Source organism: Kitasatospora sp. NPDC056800 (assembly GCF_042789775.1).
Lineage (GTDB): Bacteria > Actinomycetota > Actinomycetes > Streptomycetales > Streptomycetaceae > Kitasatospora.
On sequence record NZ_JBHUAL010000053.1, the window covers coordinates 1 to 19,698 of the forward strand.

General features: G+C 74.1%; 17 protein-coding genes. 7 read left to right on the forward strand and 10 right to left on the reverse strand.

Annotated elements, in window-relative coordinates:
* Nucleotides 1-211: 211 nt before the first annotated feature.
* Nucleotides 212-859: a hypothetical protein gene (locus tag ACFRQN_RS14670; RefSeq protein ID WP_380740679.1), complete on the reverse strand. Its 648-nt coding sequence runs from the start codon at nucleotides 857-859 to the stop codon at nucleotides 212-214.
* Between the two features lie 93 nt (nucleotides 860-952).
* Between ACFRQN_RS14670 and ACFRQN_RS14675 the strand changes: the two genes are divergently transcribed.
* Together ACFRQN_RS14675 and ACFRQN_RS14680 are read left to right on the forward strand one after the other, a co-directional pair.
* Nucleotides 953-1,588, forward strand: a complete 636-nt coding sequence (locus tag ACFRQN_RS14675; RefSeq protein ID WP_380740681.1) for a TetR family transcriptional regulator — start codon at nucleotides 953-955, stop codon at nucleotides 1,586-1,588.
* Nucleotides 1,585-2,346 (forward strand): TrmH family RNA methyltransferase, encoded by a 762-nt coding sequence (locus tag ACFRQN_RS14680; RefSeq protein WP_380740683.1) that lies wholly within the window; start codon nucleotides 1,585-1,587, stop codon nucleotides 2,344-2,346. The genes ACFRQN_RS14675 and ACFRQN_RS14680 overlap by 4 nt, the downstream gene beginning before the upstream one ends.
* Before the next feature lie 40 nt (nucleotides 2,347-2,386).
* On the opposite strand, the gene ACFRQN_RS14685 is transcribed toward ACFRQN_RS14680, so the two are convergent.
* The 5 genes from ACFRQN_RS14685 to ACFRQN_RS14705 all read right to left on the reverse strand — a co-directional run bounded on the left by ACFRQN_RS14685 (nucleotide 2,387) and on the right by ACFRQN_RS14705 (nucleotide 8,967).
* Nucleotides 2,387-3,733: a peptidoglycan-binding protein gene (locus ACFRQN_RS14685; protein ID WP_107418707.1), complete on the reverse strand. Its 1,347-nt coding sequence runs from the start codon at nucleotides 3,731-3,733 to the stop codon at nucleotides 2,387-2,389.
* A gap of 157 nt (nucleotides 3,734-3,890) precedes the next feature.
* Complete coding sequence (locus ACFRQN_RS14690; RefSeq protein ID WP_380740685.1) at nucleotides 3,891-4,802, reverse strand: pyridoxamine 5'-phosphate oxidase family protein; 912 nt, start codon at nucleotides 4,800-4,802, stop codon at nucleotides 3,891-3,893.
* A gap of 15 nt (nucleotides 4,803-4,817) precedes the next feature.
* Nucleotides 4,818-5,288, reverse strand: a complete 471-nt coding sequence (locus ACFRQN_RS14695; protein ID WP_380740687.1) for a VOC family protein — start codon at nucleotides 5,286-5,288, stop codon at nucleotides 4,818-4,820.
* Between the two features lie 184 nt (nucleotides 5,289-5,472).
* Entirely contained in the window at nucleotides 5,473-6,495 is a 1,023-nt protein-coding gene (locus ACFRQN_RS14700; protein WP_079272005.1) for a hypothetical protein, read from the reverse strand.
* Nucleotides 6,496-6,810: 315 nt separating this feature from the next.
* Nucleotides 6,811-8,967, reverse strand: a complete 2,157-nt coding sequence (locus tag ACFRQN_RS14705; RefSeq protein ID WP_082345817.1) for a protease pro-enzyme activation domain-containing protein — start codon at nucleotides 8,965-8,967, stop codon at nucleotides 6,811-6,813.
* A 258-nt stretch (nucleotides 8,968-9,225) separates the two neighbouring features.
* Here ACFRQN_RS14705 and ACFRQN_RS14710 point away from each other — a divergent pair, with 258 nt between their 5' ends.
* Nucleotides 9,226-9,792 carry a CGNR zinc finger domain-containing protein gene (locus ACFRQN_RS14710; protein ID WP_380740689.1) on the forward strand — a complete coding sequence of 189 codons (567 nt, stop codon included), beginning with the start codon at nucleotides 9,226-9,228 and terminating at the stop codon, nucleotides 9,790-9,792.
* 60 nt (nucleotides 9,793-9,852) lie between these two features.
* On the opposite strand, the gene ACFRQN_RS14715 is transcribed toward ACFRQN_RS14710, so the two are convergent.
* The 3 genes from ACFRQN_RS14715 to ACFRQN_RS14725 form a co-directional block, all read right to left on the reverse strand.
* Nucleotides 9,853-11,343 carry an FAD-dependent monooxygenase gene (locus tag ACFRQN_RS14715; RefSeq protein WP_117488781.1) on the reverse strand — a complete coding sequence of 497 codons (1,491 nt, stop codon included), beginning with the start codon at nucleotides 11,341-11,343 and terminating at the stop codon, nucleotides 9,853-9,855.
* Nucleotides 11,344-11,488: 145 nt separating this feature from the next.
* A complete protein-coding gene (gene paaN, locus ACFRQN_RS14720) occupies nucleotides 11,489-13,189 on the reverse strand; it encodes a phenylacetic acid degradation protein PaaN (protein ID WP_380740692.1) in 1,701 nt (566 codons plus the stop codon).
* Nucleotides 13,190-13,350: 161 nt separating this feature from the next.
* Nucleotides 13,351-14,619: a hypothetical protein gene (locus tag ACFRQN_RS14725; protein WP_380740694.1), complete on the reverse strand. Its 1,269-nt coding sequence runs from the start codon at nucleotides 14,617-14,619 to the stop codon at nucleotides 13,351-13,353.
* Between the two features lie 129 nt (nucleotides 14,620-14,748).
* Here ACFRQN_RS14725 and ACFRQN_RS14730 point away from each other — a divergent pair, with 129 nt between their 5' ends.
* Nucleotides 14,749-15,333 (forward strand): TetR/AcrR family transcriptional regulator, encoded by a 585-nt coding sequence (locus ACFRQN_RS14730; protein WP_049652808.1) that lies wholly within the window; start codon nucleotides 14,749-14,751, stop codon nucleotides 15,331-15,333.
* 48 nt (nucleotides 15,334-15,381) lie between these two features.
* Here ACFRQN_RS14730 and ACFRQN_RS14735 read toward each other — a convergent pair whose 3' ends face one another.
* Complete coding sequence (locus ACFRQN_RS14735; protein WP_049652805.1) at nucleotides 15,382-15,843, reverse strand: Lrp/AsnC family transcriptional regulator; 462 nt, start codon at nucleotides 15,841-15,843, stop codon at nucleotides 15,382-15,384.
* 149 nt (nucleotides 15,844-15,992) lie between these two features.
* Between ACFRQN_RS14735 and pdhA the strand changes: the two genes are divergently transcribed.
* From pdhA to ACFRQN_RS14750, 3 genes are all read left to right on the forward strand, one after another.
* Complete coding sequence (gene pdhA / locus ACFRQN_RS14740) at nucleotides 15,993-17,135, forward strand: pyruvate dehydrogenase (acetyl-transferring) E1 component subunit alpha (RefSeq protein ID WP_380740696.1); 1,143 nt, start codon at nucleotides 15,993-15,995, stop codon at nucleotides 17,133-17,135.
* Between the two features lie 77 nt (nucleotides 17,136-17,212).
* Entirely contained in the window at nucleotides 17,213-18,181 is a 969-nt protein-coding gene (locus tag ACFRQN_RS14745; RefSeq protein WP_380740727.1) for an alpha-ketoacid dehydrogenase subunit beta, read from the forward strand.
* A complete protein-coding gene (locus tag ACFRQN_RS14750) occupies nucleotides 18,181-19,494 on the forward strand; it encodes a dihydrolipoamide acetyltransferase family protein (RefSeq protein ID WP_380740729.1) in 1,314 nt (437 codons plus the stop codon). Before ACFRQN_RS14745 ends, ACFRQN_RS14750 begins: the two co-directional genes overlap by 1 nt.
* The last annotated feature ends 204 nt before the right edge of the window (nucleotides 19,495-19,698 follow it).

The window sequence follows — 19,698 nt, forward strand, 5'->3', positions numbered from 1 at the left end:
GGCGTTCAGATCGTTGGCAGTCTGAAAATCACCCGTCACGCCCCTCTCCGCGGCCACCCCCTGCGCCACCCCCTCCCGCAGCGCGTCCCTCTCGCCAGAGGGGAGGGGCGGGTGGGTGGGGGTGGGGGTGGGGGCCCTGGTGCGGGAGTGGGTGGGCGCGCCCGCTGGGGGTGGGGGGAGGGTGCTGAGGGGCGTGACGGGTGCGTGGGGGTCAGGCGGCGTGGGCGGCTTGGAGCCAGTTGGTGAACTCGCAGGCGAAGTGCCACTGGTGGCCGGTGGGGAGGAGGTCGGGGGCGGCTTCGGGGAACTGGACGGTGAGGCGGATGCGGAGGCCGTCGGGGGTGTCGGCGAACTCGTGCATGACGTGGAGGACTTCGGTGCCGTCGGCGAGGGTGCCGGTGCCGCCGATGCGGACGGGGAAGGTGGCGTTGCCGGGGGTGTCGTGGAAGTGGAGGAAGAAGCGGGTCGGGGTGGTGCCGAGGGTTTCGATGATCTCGACCCGGTCGCCGGTGGAGTCGGCGAGGTAGTGCTCGGGGTTGGCGGCGAGGAGGGCGGTGCGGTCGCCGGAGTGGAGGCGGGTCTGCCACCAGGTGAGGAAGGTCCGGGCGTCGACGCCGGTGGCGGTGAGTTCGGTGACGGCGGTGCGCCAGTGGCCGGCGGAGGCCTGGGCCCAGGTGGTCAGGGCGGTGTCGGCGGCGGTGGTGTCGGGGGTGAGGAGTTCGCGGGTGCGGGTGTCGCCGAGGCGCTGCTTGAGGAGGTGCAGGGCGGCGCGGGCGCGGTCGAGTTCCCAGGCGAGGACGGCCTCGCGGGGGTGGGGGGTGCCGTCGATCTCGGTGCGGATGGTGAGGCTGGTCGGCATGGTGGCGCTCCTCCGAGAGAGGCGGAGAGTTTTTCTCCGCTTCTGGTGACGCTAGCATAGGGGGAGAGATTTTCTCCGGTTAGGGAGTTGTGGATGAGGGCCGACGCGGAACGCAGCCGGCGCAGGATCCTGGACGCCGCCTGCGAGGTGTTCCTGGAGCGGGGCCCGGACGCCCCGTTGGACGCGGTGGTGCGGCGGGCCGGGGTCGGACCGGGCACGCTCTACCGGCGCTTCCCGGACCGGGAGGCGCTGGTCCGAGCGCTGGTCACCGACCTGCTGGCCCGGCTCGGCGAGGCCGCGCAGGAGGCGCGGCGCGTCGAGGCGGACCCCTGGCAGGCGCTGCGCCGCTTCGTGCACGCCGCCGCCGATCTGCGGATGGGGGCGGCGATCGTGGTGCTGCTGGAGCGCCTGGTGGTGGACGAGGAGCTGGTGGCGGTCCGGCGGGGCACCGTGGAGGCCGTCGAGGATCTGCTGCGCGCCGCGCGGGAGGCCGGGCGGCTGCGCCCCGACGTCGGGATGGGGGACCTGGTGCTGCTCTGCGTCCGGGTGTCCCGTCCGCTGCCGGGCGCCCTGACGGCGCTGGACGCGGACGGCTCGCTGGTCCACCGGCACCTGGACCTCGCGCTGGCCGGACTGGCCGCCACGACGGACGGCCCGCCGGGGCGGGCGCTCGGTTTCGACGAGGTGATCGCCGCGGCGGGGCGCCCGGGGGAGACGATGGCGGAGTGAACAGGACGGACGAGGACGGGCTGGTGCGGGCGTGGCGGGCGGCCGAGCGGGAGCCGGGGGCGGTGCTGCTGGACGGCTTCCACGCGCTGAAGCACGCGCTGCGGTTCGGCGGCGAGGTGCGGCGGGTGCTGACCGCGGACCGGGGCGCGCTGCTGGCGTTGGCGGGTGAGTTGGCGCCGGACGTCGTTCCGGCGCTGGAGGGGCTCGCGGTGGAGCTGCCGGAGGCGGCGCTGCGGGGGCTGGTGCCGCGGCTGCACCCGACCGGGGTGGTCGCGCTGGCGGTGCGGCCCGGGGTCGAGGCGAACCGTGCGGTGCTGGGCCGGCTGCCGCGCCGGGCGCCGGTGGTGCTGTTGGAGAACCCGCGCAACCTGGGGAACGTCGGGGCGGTGATCCGGCTCGCGGCGGGCTTCGGCGCCACCGGGGTGGTGACCACCGGGGACCTGGATCCGTGGCACCCGAACGTGCTGCGGGGGAGCGCCGGGCTGCACTTCGCGACCGCGGTGGAGCGGCTGGCCCTGCCGGAGCTGCCGGACGGGCCGCTGTACGTGCTGGACCCGGAGGGCGCGGACATCCGGGACGTGCCGTTCCCGGACGACGCGCTGCTCGCCTTCGGGACGGAGCGGCACGGTGTGTCGGCGGAACTCAAGGACCGCGCCGACCGGTTGGTGGCGGTGCCGATGCGGCCCGGGGTGTCCAGCTTCAACCTGGCGACCAGCGTCGGGATGGGCCTGTTCCACTGGATGTCGGGGAAGCGCTGAGGCGCGGCGCCCGGGTGGGCACCGCGCCTCGGAGAGGGCGTCAGGAGAAGAGCCGGCGCCAGGTGTCGGGGCCCGGGTAGCCGTCGGCCTCGCTGCCGCGCCAGCCCTGGGCCTGCTGGAAGGCCTGGACGGCCCGGCGGTCGCTCTCCGTCCAGCGCGGTCCCGGGCCGACGCTGTACGAGCCGCCGAAGCCCTTGCGGACCAGCTGCTCGCCGAGCTGCCGGATGTGGTCGTTGCTCTGGCCGGGCCCGAAGTACTGCGCGCCGGGGAAGGCGGAGCCCCCGGTGACGGGCGGCGGCGGAGGCGGCAGCGGGGTGCCTCCCCCGCCGCCGATGTCGCGGCCCTTGCCGTTGACCAGGTAGTCCCAGGTGTCCTTGCCGGGGATGCCGTCGGCCTCGGCGCCGCGCCAGCCCTGGGCCTGCTGGAAGGCCTGGGTGGCCTTGCGGTCGGCCTCGCCCCAGCGCGGGCCGGGGCCCTCGGAGTAGAACCCGGCGCCGCCGCGCTGCACCAGCAGTTGGCCGAGCCTGGTGACGGACGCGTTGTTGGCGCCGGGGCCGAACTTGTCGGCCCCGGGGAAGGCGGTGGAGGAGGTGCCGCCGCCGTCGTTGCTGCCGGAGGACAGGCCGGTGTAGCGGTACGGGACGTAGGAGCCGGAGTTGTTCCAGTACGCGTACGGGGTGGAGCGCTTCTTGGCGGAGGGGCCGGTCTGCTCGTAGGCGACGTACTTGGTGCGGGAGGAGTCGGCCCAGCCGCCGAAGATCGTGACGTGCGAGCCGGCCTGGGGGTTGGCCGGGTTGTTGTAGATGAGGACGTCGCCGGGCTGGAGGTCGTTCTTGCCGATCCGTTCGGCGAAGTTGGGCAGTGTCCAGGTGGTCTGACTGCTGCCCAGGCCCCAGGCCATCGAGACGAAGCCGGAGCAGTCCTGGCGGTAGCCGTCCGACCAGTAGCGGCTCATGCTGTACGGCACGCCCTGGTCGACCCAGGTCTGGGCGCGCTGGATGATCTGGGCCCGGGTGAGCGGCGCCGCGGCGGCGCGCGGCGCGGCGAAGGTACGGGCGCCGGGGGCCTGGCCGTAGAGGCCGCTGACCTCGCCCTGGGGGGTCTGGGACTGGCTGCTGCTGTTGCCGCCCGGGGTGGGGCCGGGTGCGGGGGCCGCGGTGGCGGTGCCGGCGGCGGCCGCTCCGCCGCCCAGCGCGGTGCCCACGGCGGCCATCAGGACGGCGGCCCGGCGGCGGACGCTGCGGGCGGAGGCGTGTCCGCCCTCGTGGACGGGCGCGGCGTGCAGCCGTGCTCGTCGGCGGGCGTTGCAGCCCCCGCATATGCAGTCCTCCGCCGGTTCGACGTCGTCGAACTCGATGAGCGGGGACAGGGGGTCGGTCAGGGTCATGCTCCGCCTCTTTCCCGGACTATTCCGCGTGTTATCCGGACCAAAGTCCCAAAGCGGGCGCGATGAGTCACGGTGGGTTAGGCCGAACGGGTGAGACCCGTTCGGCTCCCGGGCGTGGCGTGGGTCGGGCGGAGGGTCTAGGCGAAGTGAGGCGGGGTCAGCGCGGGATGGCGGGCGAGTACTCCGGGTCGGTCCAGGTCAGCGGGGTGGCGTCGGCCAGTTCGAGCACGCCGGTGACGGTCAGTTCGACCATCCGCTCGGCGCCCGGGACGCCCTGCCGGGCCTCCTCGGACCAGTCGGTGCGGGCCTCGCCGGTGACGAGCAGCGCCCCGCCGGTCTCCCAGTCGGGCAGCAGCAGGCCGGCCCGCGGGTCCAGCTCCAGGTTCCCGAGCGTCAGGAACATGCTGTTGCCCGGGTACTCGGGCCAGCGCAGCCGGTCCGGCGCCACCGGCTCCAGGAAGCCGGGGAAGCCGCCGCGGTGGGAGGCGTCCACGCTGCCGTCCGGGCCGGTGCTGGCGATGAAGAAGGTGTCCGCGGTGGCCGCCGCCAGCCGCTGGGCGGTGGTCAGCACCGGGCCGGCGGCGACCGTACGGGGCGGGCCGGCGGCCGGGCGGTCCGTCGGGGTGCGGCGCTGGATGTACTTCGGGCAGTTGGCGACCACCTCGTCGGCGTGCACCCGCAGTCCGCCCCGGCCGTCCGGGAGGGAGCGGCCGTTGAGCCGCATCCGGCGCCGGCCGGACGGGTCCAGCGCGATCGTGCCGACCCGGGCGGGGCCGGCCAGTGCCTCGGCCAGGGGGTCGGCCCCGGCGGGGAGGGCGGCGACGGCCATGGTGCGTTCGTCCGGGGCGGTGAGGAAGCCCGCCGGGCCGGCCAGCTGGGTGGCCCAGATCCGGCCGTCCCGGTCGGCGGCGCCGAGGACCAGCATCCGGCGCTCGGCCAGGAAGCGGGCGGCGACCGCCGGGACGGTGCGGCGGATCGACCGGCCGGCGTGGTCGGCCCGCTCGGTCCGGCCGGCCCGGGCCTGGGCGGCCCGCTCGCCGGGGTGGTACGGCGTGCTGGTGGTGGTCATGGCCGGGCCCGGTTCCTAGAAGAACCCGCAGGTCGGGGCGGTGGCGGTGGGGGCGGCGGCCGCGGTCCCGGCCACGCCGGTGCGGGTGTAGACCTCCAGCCGGATGCCGTCCGGGTCGGTGAAGAAGATGCCGCCGGAGGCCGAGCCCTCGCTGTGCGGGACGACGCCGTCGTAGGCGAACTCGGCGCCGAGTTCGCGCAGCAGCCGCTCGGTGGCGCGGACCTCGTCGAGGCTCTCGACCTCGAAGGAGAGGTGGTGCAGGCCGGGGTTGCCGGGGGCGAAGCGGCCCGCGCTCTGCTGCCAGAGCGTCACCATCAGGCGGCCGTCGCGGCCGAGGAAGGCGTAGCGGCGGTCGGGGTCGGTGCCCTCGGCGGTGACGTCGAGGCCGAACACGGCGCGGTAGAAGGCGATCGAGCGGGCCAGGTCGGTGACGTTCAGGCCCACGTGGCCGGTCTGCAGGGTGCGGAGCTGGGCGGTACTGGACATGCCTGGTCACTCCCGGAGGCTTCGGCTGCCGGTGAGGCAGCTGCCTAACCGGTATTCACGAGAGTAGGAGTTAGGTGATGCAGCGTCAACCAGGGGAGGGAGCTGGAAGGGTCAGGTCTTCGGGCGGGCATGCGAAAGACCCGCCGGACCGTGAGGTCCGGCGGGTCTCGAAGGAGCGGAAGGGCTACGCCCACTCCCAGCGGATGCCGATGTGGCCCGGCTGCTGGTCCGGGGCCAGGACGTGGGCGCTCGCCGAGGCGCCGATCCACAGCTGCTCGCGGCGGTGGTCGACGTCGGCCCCCGGCTCGCGGTCGTAGCGCTCGCAGTGCGCCGGGACGGCCGCCGGGTCGAAGTGCACCTGGAGCACGTACTCGCGCACCGGGGTGGCGAAGCGGCGGCTGTACTCCGTGGTCGGGCCGCCGGGCGGGATCTCCACCTCGTACTCGAAGACCGTGCTGTCGCCGAGGCCGAGCGGGCGGTCCAGCATCAGCTCGCCGACGATCAGCCCGGCCTCCGGGCGGCGGCGTACCCGGCCCAGCCGGCCGTGCCGCACCGCGGTGATCTCCGGGCAGCCGGCCGCCTCCTCGTCGGCCATGTGCACCACCAGGCAGCGGCCGACGCCGCCGACCGTGGCGCGCACCACCTGGCGCATCCGCAGCAGGTTGCCGCGCCGCTCGGCGTCCACGTAGTAGGAGTCGTGGATGCTCAGGCGCTCCAGCTCGCCGGCCGGCGGGGCGTTCAGCTCGGCGAAGATGTTGGCGATCTCCTGCTCGCCCGGCCAGACGTCCTCCAGCCCGAGGTGGCAGGTGTTGGCCGCGGCGGCCCAGCGGCCGCGCGGGCGCGGCGGGCCGAGCAGCGAGGAGAGCGCGCTGTGCGGCAGCCCGAGCAGTTCCTCCAGCAGGTGGACGGCGCGCAGCGAGCTGGCCCGTTCGGGCTGGCTGCGGCCGCGCCGCCAGTAGCTCAGGGTCGTGACGCTGACCCTGACGCCGCGCCCGGCGAGGGCGGCGCGGATGCGGTCCAGGCTGAGGCCGCTGGCCTCGATGGCCAGGTGGAGGGTGTCCGCGAAGCCGCCGACCGGGGCGAGCCGGCCGGGGGGCGGTCCGGGGGTGGCGGGAGTCGGGCCGGGCGGCCCGGGCGGGCCCGGGCGCTCCGTGTGCGATCCGACCAGCCGCAGCCGCGCGGCGTCCTGAGGTTGCTGTGCGGCCATACGGTGACCCTCCCCACCAGGTGAGTTCGGCGGGACCGGGTCGGCGCCGGGGCGCGCCGCCAGCGGCTTCACCGAGCTTTGGGGAACCCTATGCACGGTCGAGAGGCTACGTCATCAGTCGTGCGTATGACAGTGGTCACGGCAGGTGGACCGAAGGGTTATCGATCTTGAAACAGTCCGGAAACACGGGCCGCTGACCGGGGCCCGACCGGGCCGGCGGACGGCTCCGGCAGGGCCCGGGACGGACACCGCCGGGGCGGGCCCTGACGGCTCCGCCCCGGCGGGGATCGGGTGGTGCGGTGGTGCGGCCGGTGGTCAGCCGACGTTCAGCGCGACGTCGTCGATCACGAAGCTGGTCTGCAGCGAGGAGTCCTCGGTGCCGGTGAACTTGACGGTCACGGTCTGGCCCGCGAAGGAGGTCAGGTCCAGGGTGCGCTGGACGTAGCCGGCGGCGGCGTCCACGTTGGAGTAGGTCGCCAGCGTGGTGCTGTTGGCCTGGACGGTCAGCTTGTCGTACGCGGTGGTGCCGGTCTCCGCGGTGTCGACGTGCAGCCAGAAGGTCAGCTTGGCGGAGGCGCAGCCGGCCGGGATCGAGACGGTCTGCGACAGGGTGTCGGTGTGGGCCGAGCCGTAGCCGTCCAGCCAGGCCTTCCAGCTGCCCGAGTGGGCGGCCTCGGAGGAGCTGTTGCTGACCACGCCGCTGGAGGCGGTCCACGGGGAGGCGGTGCCGCTCTCGAAGCCGCCGTTGGCGACCAGCTGGGCGGCGGTGCAGCCGCCGGACGGCGGGGTGGTGCCGCCGCCGAGCAGGGCGGTGGTCAGCGCGTCGGCGACCGGGGAGCCCCAGCCGGTGACCTGGTCGTAGCCGGCCTTGGCGGAGAAGTCCTGGTTGGCGCCGGTGGTCACGTCGTGGAAGGTGCTGCCGTAGCCGCTGCCGTTGGCCACCGAGTACAGCCGCGGGCTCGCCTCGCCGAGGACGGCCTGGCCGGCGGCCTTGGCCTTCTGGTTGAACTGGGCCGCGTAGCCGGACCAGAGCGGCGCGGCCGCGCTGGTGCCGCCGTAGACCTGCCAGGCGCCGGCGGTGTAGATCGCGAAGCCGCTCTGCGGGTCGGCGTTGGAGGAGACGTCCGGGACGGTGCGCATGGTGCCGCTGACGCCGGTGCCGGTCTGCCAGCTCGGCTTGGCGAACACGGTGGAGACGCCGCCGCCGGCGGTGCTCCAGGCGCTCTCCGAGGAGTAGGCGTTGCCGCTGGAGACCTTGAGGTTGGTACCGCCGACGCCGGTCTGGTGCGGGCTGGAGGCCGGGAAGTCGACCGCCTTCACGCCGGAGCCGCTGGTGGAGCGGGTGCAGTCGCGGGAGCCGTCGTCGCCGGAGGCGGAGAAGATCGAGATGCCCTGGGCGGCGGCCTGCTTGAAGGCGTTGTCGACCGCGGTCATCGAGGCGGCGGTGGTGTCCGGCTCGCAGGAGCCCCAGGAGATCGAGACCACCGAGACCCTGTTGTCGGTCACGATCTTGTTGGCCATGTCGATCTCGCCCTGGTCGCTGTTGGGCGCCTCGTAGACCAGCTGGGTGGCCTTGGGCGCCGCGCCGCGGACGATCTCGCTGTCCAGCTCGACCTCGCCCTGGCCCTGGCCGGGGGCGGAGTCGTAGTTGGCGCCGTCCACCGAGACGGTGGAGACGGCCGGGCCGGACAGGCCGTACTGGGAGTCGTAGGTGGTCAGGTTCGAGGACTGGTAGCCGTCGAACTCCCACAGCGCGACCGTGGTGCCGGTGCCGTCCGCGCCGGTCTTGTTGAGGTTGTACGCGCCGGTGTACTGGGCCGGGGCCATGCCGCTCGGGCTCGCGCTCGCCGTGTTCGGGGTGACCGAGTTCGGGGTGGCCAGGCGGTTCTTGCGCACCGCGTGGTTGTCCAGGCCGCTGACGCCCTGGACCACGGAGGCCAGGTCGGACGGGATCGAGGCGGCCGCGTCGTTGGCGAAGAAGGCGCGCTGGAGCTGCGGGTCGAGGTACGCGCTCTCGTGCGTCCCGAAGGCCTGGGAGACCTGGGCGGCGGTGCCGCGGGCGTTGACCACCTGGCGGTTGGCGCTCACGTCGGAGACGGTCAGGCCCTGCTGGGCCAGGTACGTCCGGACCTGGTCGACGGCGGCCTGGGTCGGGCCGAACCGCGCGGTGAACTGCTCCGGCGTCAGGTAGTGGCCGTACTCCGGGGCGCCCGGGGTGGTGACGGCGGTCAGGAAGCGGTCCAGGGCGTCGGTGTCGCGCAGCTTCAGGCTGACGGACACCGAGATCTGCTGCGCGGCCGGGACGTCACCCTTCTTCTCCGAGTGGGCCACCGCCGGGTTCACGGTGTTCGGCAGGGCGACGCGCGGGGAGGCGTTGGGAGTGGCGGCCTGCGCGGTGGAGACACCGAGCGAGACGGCGGTCAGCGGCAGCACGGCTATCGCCGCGGCGAGGGCAAGGGAGCGGGGACGCAACGGATCCTCCTCCAGCCGGCTGTGGGGGGCCGGCAAGGGACCAGGCGTTCAGGGGGGTCGAGAACGCTGGCTCGAACATGACAGAACCCGTGTGCGAATTGGCTCATGGCCGGGCAATTCGTTGCTAAAAAACAGTCAACTGTGGAGGGCCCCCAACTCGGCGGTTCCATACAGTGAATGACCGTGGTTCCGGGGCCGGTCCAGACCAGTCCGGGCGGAAGGGGCGGACGTAGAATCGGACCGATCCGAGGGAGAGCGATGACTGACGTGCAGCCGGACCCGAGGGACCCGCGACCGCTGATCGGTGAGCCGCTCGCACTGGACCTGCTCAACACGCGCTGGGCCGGAACGCCCGTCAACGACCTGCTCGCCGAACCGGACGGCTACCCGATCTGGCTCTCCTCGGCCGGCCTCGCGGACCGCTGCCGGGCCGCCGGGTCGGGGCTCGCGGCTCTGCGGGAGACCCGTGAGGTGATCGCCGAGGCCGTCCAGGAGCTGTGCGGGCAGGGGCAGTTGGGGCCGGAGGCGGTGGCCCGGCTGAACGGCGTGCTGGGCCACGGGCGGCTGCGCCGGGAGCTCGGCCCGCAGGGGCCGACCGCGCACGTCGAGGTGGACCGGCCCGAGTGGCTGGCCTCCTGGCTGGCGGCGGACGACTTCCTGGACCTGCTGGACCGGGGCGCCCAGCGGATCAAGCAGTGCGCGCACGAGGCGTGCGTCCTGTACTTCTTCGACACCTCGCAGAACGGCCGCCGGCGGTGGTGCCGGATGGCGGTGTGCGGGAACCGGGCGAAGGCGGCGCGGCACTATGTGAAGGCCCGGGGCTGAGCGGCGGGCGAACGACGGGCCGGGCGGGCGCGCGGGGGTCGCGGGCCCGCCCGGGGGTGGTCAGGCCGGGGCGCCGAGCCAGTCGGTGAGGGCGGCGCGCAGCTCGCCCTGGCCGGGGTCGACGGCGGCCCAGGCGACGTAGCCGTCCGGGCGGATCAGCAGGACGGTGTCGCGCAGCTTGCCGTGCGGGTCGGCGGGGGCGGCGGAGACCATGCGGTCGGCCCAGGGCTCGGCGGCGGCCAGCTCGTCATTGCTGACCAGGACGAACGTCCCGGCGCGCAGCGCCTCGTAGAGCCGCTCGGGCGCGGCCGGGGCGCCCTCGACGGGCTTGCTGAGGGCGGTCAGTCGCAGGTCCGGGACGCGCTTGCCGACCTGCGGGTGGGCGTCCTTGGGCGCGGGGTAGGAGATGCCGATGCCGGAGACCAGCCGGGCGCCGCGCTCGGTGACCGGGTCGAGGTGGCCGCCCAGCGCGGTGAGCGCGCCGCGCAGGGCGCGGGTGGGGGCGGACTCGGCGAGGGCCAGCCGGATCAGCGCGCCGGAGGTGCGCAGCACCGTCTTGCCGACCGGGTGCCGCTCGGTCTGGTAGGTGTCCAGGAGGGCGTCGGTGGCGTGGCCCCGGAGTGCCGCGGCGAGCTTCCAGGAGAGGTTGGCGGCGTCCTGGAGGCCGGTGTTCATGCCCTGGCCGCCGGCCGGGGAGTGGCAGTGCGCGGCGTCGCCGGCCAGGAAGACCCGGCCGGAGCGGTAGTTGGGGGCCTGCCGCTCGTCGCTGTGGAAGGTGGAGCTCCAGCGCACCTCGTGCAGGCCGTAGTCCTCGCCGAGGATGGCCCGGACGAGGGCGGTGAGCTGCTCGGCGGAGGGGGTGGTGCCGTCCGGGTACCGCTCCTCGCGGTCCCAGGCGATGATCCGGAACCAGCCGTCGCCGAACGGGGCGATGAAGGCGAAGCCGGCCTGGTTGGCGCCGACGGTGATCGCCTGGGCGGGCTCGCGGTCCAGCCGGACGTCGGCCAGCACCACCGAGTCGACCACCGACTCCCCGGGGAACGGGATGCCCAGCAGGTCGCGGACGGTGGAGTGGACGCCGTCGGTGGCGACCGCGTACGCGGCGCGGTGGCCCTGCCCGTCCCGGGTCTCCAGGGTCACGCCCTCGGCGTCCTGGCGCAGCCCGGTGACCTCGGCGCCGCGCAGGACGGTCGCGCCGGCCTTCTCGGCGCGGTCCAGCAGCAGCCGTTCGACGTTGTACTGCGGGGTGATCAGCACGAACGGGAAGCGGGTGGGCAGCGCGGCGAGGTCGATGCCGAAGCGGTCGAACATCCTCAGCTCGGCGAGCGGGCGGCCGGTGGCGATCAGCTCCTCGGCCAGGCCCCGGGCGTCCAGCAGCTCCAGGCTGCGGGCGTGCACGGCGAAGGCCCGGGTGAGGTTGGACTCGGCGGCGCGCTTCTCCAGTACCGTGACGCCGACTCCGGCGGCGGCGAGGTCGCCGGCCAGCAGCAGTCCGGTCGGTCCGGCGCCGACGATCAGGACGTCGGTTTCGGTCGTCGGCTTCACGGCCATGTATCAGCTCCCGTTGTTCGGAGGGCGGTCGTACGCCGTTCCCGGCGTTCTCCCAGCCTCCATCATCGCGGGCGCCGTCGGAGCTGTGAACCGCCGGGCCCCGGCGGTGGGTGACCGCCGGGGCCCGGTGACGGGGGTGAACGGCTCAGGCGTGCCGGCGGATCTCCACCGTGCGGAACCGGTTGGCGACGAACGCACCGTCGCAGTAGGCCGAGTTGGCGGCCGGGTTGGCCCCGGTGCCGTGCAGGTCCGAGAAGGCGGCGGTCTGGTTGGGGAAGACGCCGCCGGTCAGGTTGAGCGAGAGCGAGACGCCGGAGTCCAGCGCGGCCTCGACCAGCAGCGCCTCCACCTCGGGCGAGGTGGTGTAGCCGGAGGCCGTCATGGCGCCCTTCTCGCGGACCGTGGTGCGCAGCAACTCGACGGCGGCGGCGGTGGATTCGACGGCGACGGCGAAGGAGACCGGGCCGAAGCACTCGCTGCGGAAGACCGCGCGGTCGTCCGGCTTGTCGGCGTCCAGCTTGACCAGCGCGGGGGTGCGGACGGTCGCGCCGGGGAAGTCCGGGGAGGTCACCGCGCGCGGGGCGAGGGCGAGTTCGCCGTACTCGCCGCCGGCCGCGGCGGCCGAGCGCTGGAGCACCCCGGGGTTGACCACGGCGCCGAGGATCGCCGCGGCGCGGGCGTCGTCGGAGAGCAGGCCCTCGATGGCGCCGGCCAGGTCGGTGACCACCTGGTCGTAGGACTTGTCGCCCTGGTCGGTGGCGATGCCGCCGCGCGGGATCAGCACGTTCTGCGGGGTGGTGCACATCTGGCCGCTGTAGAGGGAGAGCGCGAAGGCCAGGTTGCCCAGCATGCCCTTGTAGTCGTCGGTGGAGTCGATGACGACGGCGTTCACGCCGGCCTTCTCGGTGTACACCTGCGCCTGCCTGGCGTGCTCCTCCAGCCAGTCGCCGAAGGCGGTGGAGCCGGTGTAGTCGATCAGCCTGACCTCGGGGCGGACCGCGAGGGCGGCGGCGACGGTGCCGCCCTCGTGCTCGGCGGCCAGGACGACCAGGTTCGGGTCGAAGCCGGCCTCGGCGAGCACCTCGCGGGCGACGGCGACGGTAAGCGCGAGCGGCAGGACGGCCCGCGGGTGCGGCTTGACCAGGACGGGGTTGCCGGTGGCCAGCGAGGCGAACAGGCCCGGATAGCCGTTCCAGGTGGGGAAGGTGTTGCAGCCGATCAGCAGCGCGAGGCCGCGCGGGACGACGGTGAACTCCTTGGTCATCACCAGTGGGTCGCGCTTGCCCTGCGGCTTGGTCCAGCCGGCCTGCTTCGGCAGCCGGGTCTGCTCGGCGTACGCGTAGGCGACCGCCTCCAGGCCGCGGTCCTGGGCGTGCGGGCCGCCGGCCTGGAAGGCCATGCCGTAGGCCTGGCCGGTGGTGTGCATGACGGCCTGGGCGAACTCGTGGGAGCGGGCGTTGATCCGGTGCAGGATCTCCAGGCAGACGGCGGCGCGCTCCAGCGGGGTCGCGGCGGCCCAGCCGGGGCGGGCGGCGGTGAGCGCGGCGATCAGCGCGTCCGGGTCGGCGTGCGGGTAGGTGATGCCCAGCTCGACGCCGTACGGGGAGGCCTCGCCGCCGACCTGGTCGCCGTCGGTGGGGTGGCCTTCGAGGGTGAAGGGCTTGCCGAGCAGGGCGTCGAAGGCGGCCTTGCCGTCCGCCGGCCCGCTCTCGCCGTACGCCTTGGGGAACTCGGGGTAGGGCGACCAGTAGTCGCGCTCGGCGGCGGCGGCGAGCGCGGCGTCCAGGGTGGCCTGGTGGCGCTCGACCAGCTCGCTGACGAGGGGGTGGGTGACCGCTGCGGACATCTGTGCGCTCCTCGGAGGGCCTCGGAAAGCAGGACGGGACACGTCACAGAGTAACCGAACGATCGGTCGGGCCACGAGGGTGTGGTGGGAGGAATCCACCGGGAAACGCGCGGGGGCGCGTCCGTGGCGGACGCGCCCCCGGGGGCTCGGGTGGTCCGGGTCTACGGCACGCCCAGCTCGAAGATGACGTACCCGGCGTACCAGCCGGAGGCGACCGCGCCGGTGCCCAGGACGGTGGCCAGCACCGGCAGGCTCAGCTTGCGCATCCCCACCGCCAGTGCGATGAACAGCGGGAACGCGGGCAGCAGGTAGCGGGAGACGTTGCCGAAGATGCCCAGGCTGCCGAGCACCGAGACGATCGTGGCCAGCGTGTAGGCGGTCAGCACCAGCGGCGGGCGCAGCCGGACCAGCAGCACGATCAGCATCGGCAGGCTGAGCACGATCAGGGTGGCGAACAGGTCCGGTATCGGGAAGGCGAAGGGGTAGTCGCTGCGGCCCAGCAGCACCCCGCGGATCGCGTGCCAGGTGCCCTGGCCCCAGTCGAAGTAGTGCAGCCAGGCGTCGTGCTGCAGCCGGAAGTAGCCGCCCCACTCGCCGGTCCGCCAGCCCACCCAGCCCACGTAGCCGAGCAGGCCGAGCGGGGCCAGCAGCATCGCGGCCAGCGGGCGCAGGACGCCGCTCTCGCGGCGGTACAGCTCGACCAGCGCGGCCAGGCCGACCGCGCCGATCAGCGCCGCGGAGGTCGGCCGGTTGAGCCCGGCGACCAGGGTGATCACCCCGGCCGCGACCCACTGCTTGGCCATCACGCAGTAGCAGGCCCAGGCGGCCAGCGCGACGAAGAGGGAGTCCGAGTAGACCGCCCACTCGGCGCCGGAACCCGGGGCGATCGCCCAGATGCCGGCCGCGATCACACCGGAGCGGGCGTCGCCGGTCAGCTTCTCCACCACGGCGTAGATGCCGGCCGCGGCGAACAGCGAGGCCACCACCGAGACCAGCATCCCGGCGCCGTACAGGCCGAGGCCGGTGACGTCCGAGGTCATCCGCATCAGGCCGGGGTAGAGCGGGAAGAACGCGGCCGAGTTCTGCTCGACGCTGAAGCCGACCGGGCCGTTCGGTATCGGGACGAGCGCCGGGTGGTAGCCGAACCGAGCCACCTGCTGGTACCACCAGCCGTCCCAGGTGGCCACCACGTCCCAGGGGTTGGCGCCGCCGCCGAACCGGGCCGGCTTCTTGGCGTACTCCCCGGAGAAGGAGAGCAGCTTCATGAAGACGGTGAAGCCGATCAGCTTCAGCACCGCGTAGCACCACACCGCCGGTCCGAAGCGGACCACCAGGGCCCGGCCGCGCTCCTGCCAGGTGCGCGCGGGTCCCTCCGGCTCCTCGCTGCGCTTCTCTGGCACGTCGGAGGCGACTGCCGGTATTGCGTTCATGTCCCCAGCCTTGGACGTGGACGGATCGTCCGCAGAGTCTAGGGCCTGACCCCGTCGGCGTCCCTTGGTTGGTGTGGACCAGTCGGACCCGCTCGCGTGACGGGGGTGACGGCCGGGGATACTCGGAGGATGGCCGATCACACCACGCGCACCGCCTACACCGTGGAGTCACTGCTCGCGGTGACCGTCGACGTGTTCAACGAGCGCGGCTACGACGGCACCTCGATGGAGGACCTGTCCCGGGCGGCCGGGATCTCCAAGTCCTCCATCTACCACCACGTGCGCGGCAAGGAGGAGCTGCTGCGGCTGGCGGTCGGCCGGGCGCTGGACGGGCTGTTCGCGATCCTGGCCGAGCCCGAGGCGGTCGCGGGCCCGGCGGTGGAGCGGCTGGAGCACGTGGTGCGCCGCACCGCCGAGGTGCTGCTGGACGAGCTGCCGTACGTGACGCTGCTGCTGCGGGTGCGCGGCAACACGGCCACCGAGCAGTGGGCGCTGGAGCGCCGGCGGGACTTCGACCACCAGGTCGCCGAGCTGCTGCGGGCGGCGGTCGCGGACGGCGCGCTGCGCGCGGACGTGGAGCCGCGGCTGGCCACCCGGCTGCTGTTCGGGATGATCAACTCGATCGTGGAGTGGTACCGGCCGGGGCTCAAGGCCGCCGACGGGGTCGCGGACGCGGTGGTCCACCTGGCCTTCGACGGGCTGCGGGCGCGCTGACCGGTCCTTCCCCTGGGCCCGGGCTCCGCCCCTGAGGCGGAGCCCTCCTCAGAGCGGCGGCACCTGATCGGTCTCCTCGAAGACCAGCATGGTGCGGGTGCCGAGCACCTGCGGGATGGACTGGATGCTGCCCAGCACCAGCTCCCGCAGGGCCTTGTTGTCGGCGGTGTGCACCAGCAGCAGGACGTCGAAGTCCCCGCCGACCAGCGCGATGTGTGCCACCCCGGGCAGCTCCAGCAGCTGCTCGCGCACCGTCCGCCAGGAGTTCTGGACGATTTTCAGGGTGACGTACGCCGACGCGGCCTGACCGGCCCGTTCGTGGTCCACCCTGGCGGTGAAGCCGCGGATGATGCCGTCCTCGACCATCCTGGAGATCCGGGCGTACGCGTTGGCCCGGGACACGTGCACCCGCTCGGCCACCGAGCGGATGGAGGCGCGACCGTCCTGCTGCAGCAGCCGCAGGATCGACCGGTCGACCCGGTCGAGTCTGGACATCTGTTCAGCCGACATGACCCCCCACCCCCACCGATTGGACGCACTGCCACCAGTCGACCGCCGTACAGGCCGAATGTCCACCACCTTGTCACGCTTCTGGTCAAGATGAACAGACGACCGAACAATCGGTAGGGAGCCCCCGCAACCCCTGGAGGTGCCCCGAGATGACCGTTCTCGACCACAGACACCACGCGGGTGTACCCGGTTGGCTGCCCGGGGCCACCGCCCCGCGCACCGATCCGGCACCCCTCCTCCCGGACCCCTCCCCCGTCCGGGCGATCGGCACCCCCGCGCTGGAGAAGTACGACCCCGCCCTGCTGCGCGAGCTGTACCGCCGCCTGGTCGTCGGCCGCCGGTACAACCAGCAGGCCACCACCCTGACCAAGCAGGGCCGGCTCGCCGTCTACCCGGCGTCCACCGGCCAGGAGGCCTGCCAGGTCGCCGCCGCGCTGGTGCTCGGCGAGCACGACTGGCTCTTCCCCAGCTACCGCGACACCCTCGCCGTGGTCTCCCGGGGCGTCGACCCGCTGGAGGCGCTGACCCTGCTGCGCGGCAGCGCCCACACCGGCTACGACCCGCGGGCCAGCCGCACCGCCCCGCTCTGCACCCCGCTCGCCACCCAGGCCCCGCACGCCGTCGGGCTGGCGCACGCCGCCCGGCTGCGCGGCGAGCCGGTGGTCGCGCTGGCGATGCTCGGCGACGGCGGCACCAGCGAGGGCGACTTCCACGAGGCGCTGAACTTCGCGGCCGTGCTGGACGCCCCGGTGGTCTTCCTGGTGCAGAACAACGGCTACGCGATCTCCGTGCCGCTCAGCGCCCAGTCCGCCGCGCCGAGCCTGGCGCACAAGGCCGTCGGCTACGGGATGCCGGGCCGGCTGGTGGACGGCAACGACGCGCCCGCCGTGCACTCGGTGCTGACCGAGGCGGTCGAGCGGGCCCGGGCCGGCGGCGGCCCGACCCTGGTCGAGGCGTTGACCTACCGGATCGACGCCCACACCAACGCCGACGACGCCACCCGCTACCGCACCGAGCCCGAGGTGGCCGCCTGGCGCGAGCACGACCCGATCCTGCTGATGGAGCGGGCGCTGCGCGGACTCGGCGCGCTGGACGACCGCCTGGTGCGGGAGGCGGCCGACGAGGCGGAGGCGCTGGCGGCCCGGATGCGGGCGGAGTTCCACACCGACCCGGAGCTGGACCCGATGTCGCTGTTCGCCCACGTCTACGCCGAGCCGACCCCGCAACTGCGCGAGCAGGCCGCGCAGTTGGCCGCCGAGCTGGCCGCCGAGGCGGAGGTGGCGGACCGATGAGCACGGCCCACCCGTCGCCCACCCCCACCCTTGGCGGAGCCTCTGCGCGGCGCCCCTCTGATGTCCGCACCGCCTCGATGGCGCAGGCGCTCAACTCCGCGCTGCGGGACGCCATGCGCGAGGACCCGGCGGTGCACGTGCTCGGCGAGGACGTCGGCGCGCTCGGCGGGGTCTTCCGGATCACCGACGGGCTCACCGCCGAGTTCGGACCGGAGCGCTGCCTGGACACCCCGCTGGCCGAGGCCGGCATCCTCGGCACCGCGATCGGCATGGCGATGTACGGGCTGCGCCCGGTCGTCGAGATGCAGTTCGACGCCTTCGCCTACCCGGCGCTGGAGCAGCTGTTCTCGCACGTCGCCAAGATGCGCAACCGCACGGCGGGCCGGCTCCCGCTGCCGATCACCGTCCGCATCCCGTACGGCGGGGGCATCGGCGGCGTCGAGCACCACAGCGACGCCTCCGAGGCCTACTACACCAGCACCCCCGGCCTGCACGTGGTCACCCCGGGGACGGTGGCCGACGCGTACGGGCTGCTGCGCGCCTCGATCGCCTCCGACGACCCGGTGGTGTTCCTGGAGCCCAAGCGGCTCTACTGGGGCAAGGCCGAGTTCGACCCGGACACGCCCGTCGAGCCGATCGGCCGGGCGGTGCTGCGGCGCACCGGCACCTCCGCCGTGCTGATCACCTACGGCCCCTCGCTGCCGGTCTGCCTGGCGGCGGCGGAGGCGGCGCAGGCCGAGGGCCGGGACCTCGCGGTGCTGGACCTGCGCACCCTGGTGCCGTTCGACGACGAGACGGTCTGCCGGGTGGTGCGCTCGCTCGGCCGGGCCGTGGTGGTGCACGAGGCGAGCGGCTTCGGCGGCACCGGCGCGGAGATCGCCGCCCGGGTCACCGAGCGCTGCTTCCACCACCTGGCCGCGCCCGTGCTGCGGGTCACCGGCTTCGACGTCCCGTACCCGCCGCCGATGCTGGAGCACCACCACCTGCCCGGGGTGGACCGGATCCTGGACGCGGTCGCCCGGCTGCAGTGGGAGGACCGAGGATGATGCCCGTCGTACGGGAGTTCCGGCTGCCCGACCTCGGTGAGGGGCTCACCGGGGCCGAGGTGGTGCGCTGGATGGTCGAGGTCGGCGAGGTGATCGCGGTCGACCAGCCGGTGGTGGAGGTGGAGACCGCCAAGGCCGTGGTGGAGGTGCCCTGCCCGTACGGCGGGGTGGTCACCGCGCGGTACGGCGAGGTGGGCGAGGAGATCGCCGTGGGCGCGCCGCTGGTGACGGTCGCGGTGGCGCCGGCGGCGGGGAGCGGGCCGGAGGATGCGGCGGGGCCGGGCTCTGCCGCTGCCGCCGCCTCTGCCGAGGTGGAGCGGCCGTTGGTCGGGTTTGGGGTCGCCGAGCCGGGCCGGGGCGGGCGGCGGCGCCGGGTCGGGGCACCGGCCTCGGCCTCGGCCGTGGTCGCCGCCGGTGCCGTGGCCGTGCGGGCTCCGGTCGTCCCGGCCGGGCCGGCGGTGGTGCCGGTGATCTCGCCGCTGGTGCGGCGGCTGGCCCGGGAGCAGGGGGTCGACCTGGCCGCGCTCACCGGGAGCGGGCCGGACGGACTGATCATGCGCGCGGACGTCGAACGGGCGGTCGCGGCCACGGTGGCCGCTCCGGCGCCGGCCGGGCCCGCCGGGCAGGACGGCGTGGTCCCGCTGCGCGGGCTGCGCAAGGCGGTGGCCGAGAAGCTGAGCCGCAGCCACCGGGAGATCCCGGCGGCGACCTGCTGGGTGGACGCCGACGCCACCGAACTCATGGCACTGCGGCGGCAGTTGAACGCCACGCCGGGGCCGAAGGTGAGCGTTCTGGCGCTGCTGGCGCGGATCTGCACCGTCGCCCTGGCGCGCTTCCCGGAGCTGAACTCCTCGGTGACCGGGGACGGTTCGGGCATCGTCCGGCACTCGGCGGTGCACCTGGGCTTCGCCGCGCAGGGCGAGCGCGGGCTGGTCGTCCCGGTGGTGCGGGACGCGCAGAACCGCAGCACCGGGCAACTCGGCGAGGAGCTGGGCCGGTTGACCGAGGCGGCGCGCAGCGGCGCGCTCACCCCGGCCGAACTGACCGGCGGCACCTTCACGTTGAACAACTACGGGGTGTTCGGCGTGGACGGATCGACCCCGATCCTCAACCACCCGGAGGCGGCGATGCTCGGGGTCGGTCGGATCGTCGCCAAACCCTGGGTCCACCAGGGGGAGTTGGCGGTCCGCGAGGTGACCCAGCTGTCGTTCACCTTCGACCACCGGGTCTGCGACGGCGGGACGGCGGGCGGCTTCCTGCGGTTCGTCGCGGACTGTGTGGAGCAGCCGGGGATGCTGCTGCGGCAGCTCTGAGGACCGCCGTCGAGCCCCGCTATCCGGTTGCCCTGGGTGTGCGGACGGACACCCGGGGCGACCGGGGCGGGGAGAGTAGCGCGTTCCGGGCCCGGATGTCCGGGCTTCGCGTGATTCGTCGGTCGGTCGGTCGGGCCGTGCCAGGCTGCCTTGGCGCCAGTAGCGACAAGCCAGGTGGTGGCGCAGGCCGGCCGGAGGGCGAAA

Coding starts and splice junctions, on each gene's coding strand:
- ACFRQN_RS14670 (WP_380740679.1), bottom strand. CDS start 859: ATGCCGACCAGCCTCACCATCCGCACCGAGATCGACGGCACCCCCCAC.
- ACFRQN_RS14675 (WP_380740681.1), top strand. CDS start 953: ATGAGGGCCGACGCGGAACGCAGCCGGCGCAGGATCCTGGACGCCGCC.
- ACFRQN_RS14685 (WP_107418707.1), bottom strand. CDS start 3,733: ATGACCCTGACCGACCCCCTGTCCCCGCTCATCGAGTTCGACGACGTC.
- ACFRQN_RS14690 (WP_380740685.1), bottom strand. CDS start 4,802: ATGACCACCACCAGCACGCCGTACCACCCCGGCGAGCGGGCCGCCCAG.
- ACFRQN_RS14695 (WP_380740687.1), bottom strand. CDS start 5,288: ATGTCCAGTACCGCCCAGCTCCGCACCCTGCAGACCGGCCACGTGGGC.
- ACFRQN_RS14700 (WP_079272005.1), bottom strand. CDS start 6,495: ATGGCCGCACAGCAACCTCAGGACGCCGCGCGGCTGCGGCTGGTCGGA.
- ACFRQN_RS14710 (WP_380740689.1), top strand. CDS start 9,226: ATGACTGACGTGCAGCCGGACCCGAGGGACCCGCGACCGCTGATCGGT.
- ACFRQN_RS14715 (WP_117488781.1), bottom strand. CDS start 11,343: ATGGCCGTGAAGCCGACGACCGAAACCGACGTCCTGATCGTCGGCGCC.
- paaN (WP_380740692.1), bottom strand. CDS start 13,189: ATGTCCGCAGCGGTCACCCACCCCCTCGTCAGCGAGCTGGTCGAGCGC.
- ACFRQN_RS14725 (WP_380740694.1), bottom strand. CDS start 14,619: ATGAACGCAATACCGGCAGTCGCCTCCGACGTGCCAGAGAAGCGCAGC.
- ACFRQN_RS14730 (WP_049652808.1), top strand. CDS start 14,749: ATGGCCGATCACACCACGCGCACCGCCTACACCGTGGAGTCACTGCTC.
- ACFRQN_RS14735 (WP_049652805.1), bottom strand. CDS start 15,843: ATGTCGGCTGAACAGATGTCCAGACTCGACCGGGTCGACCGGTCGATC.
- pdhA (WP_380740696.1), top strand. CDS start 15,993: ATGACCGTTCTCGACCACAGACACCACGCGGGTGTACCCGGTTGGCTG.
- ACFRQN_RS14745 (WP_380740727.1), top strand. CDS start 17,213: ATGGCGCAGGCGCTCAACTCCGCGCTGCGGGACGCCATGCGCGAGGAC.
- ACFRQN_RS14750 (WP_380740729.1), top strand. CDS start 18,181: ATGCCCGTCGTACGGGAGTTCCGGCTGCCCGACCTCGGTGAGGGGCTC.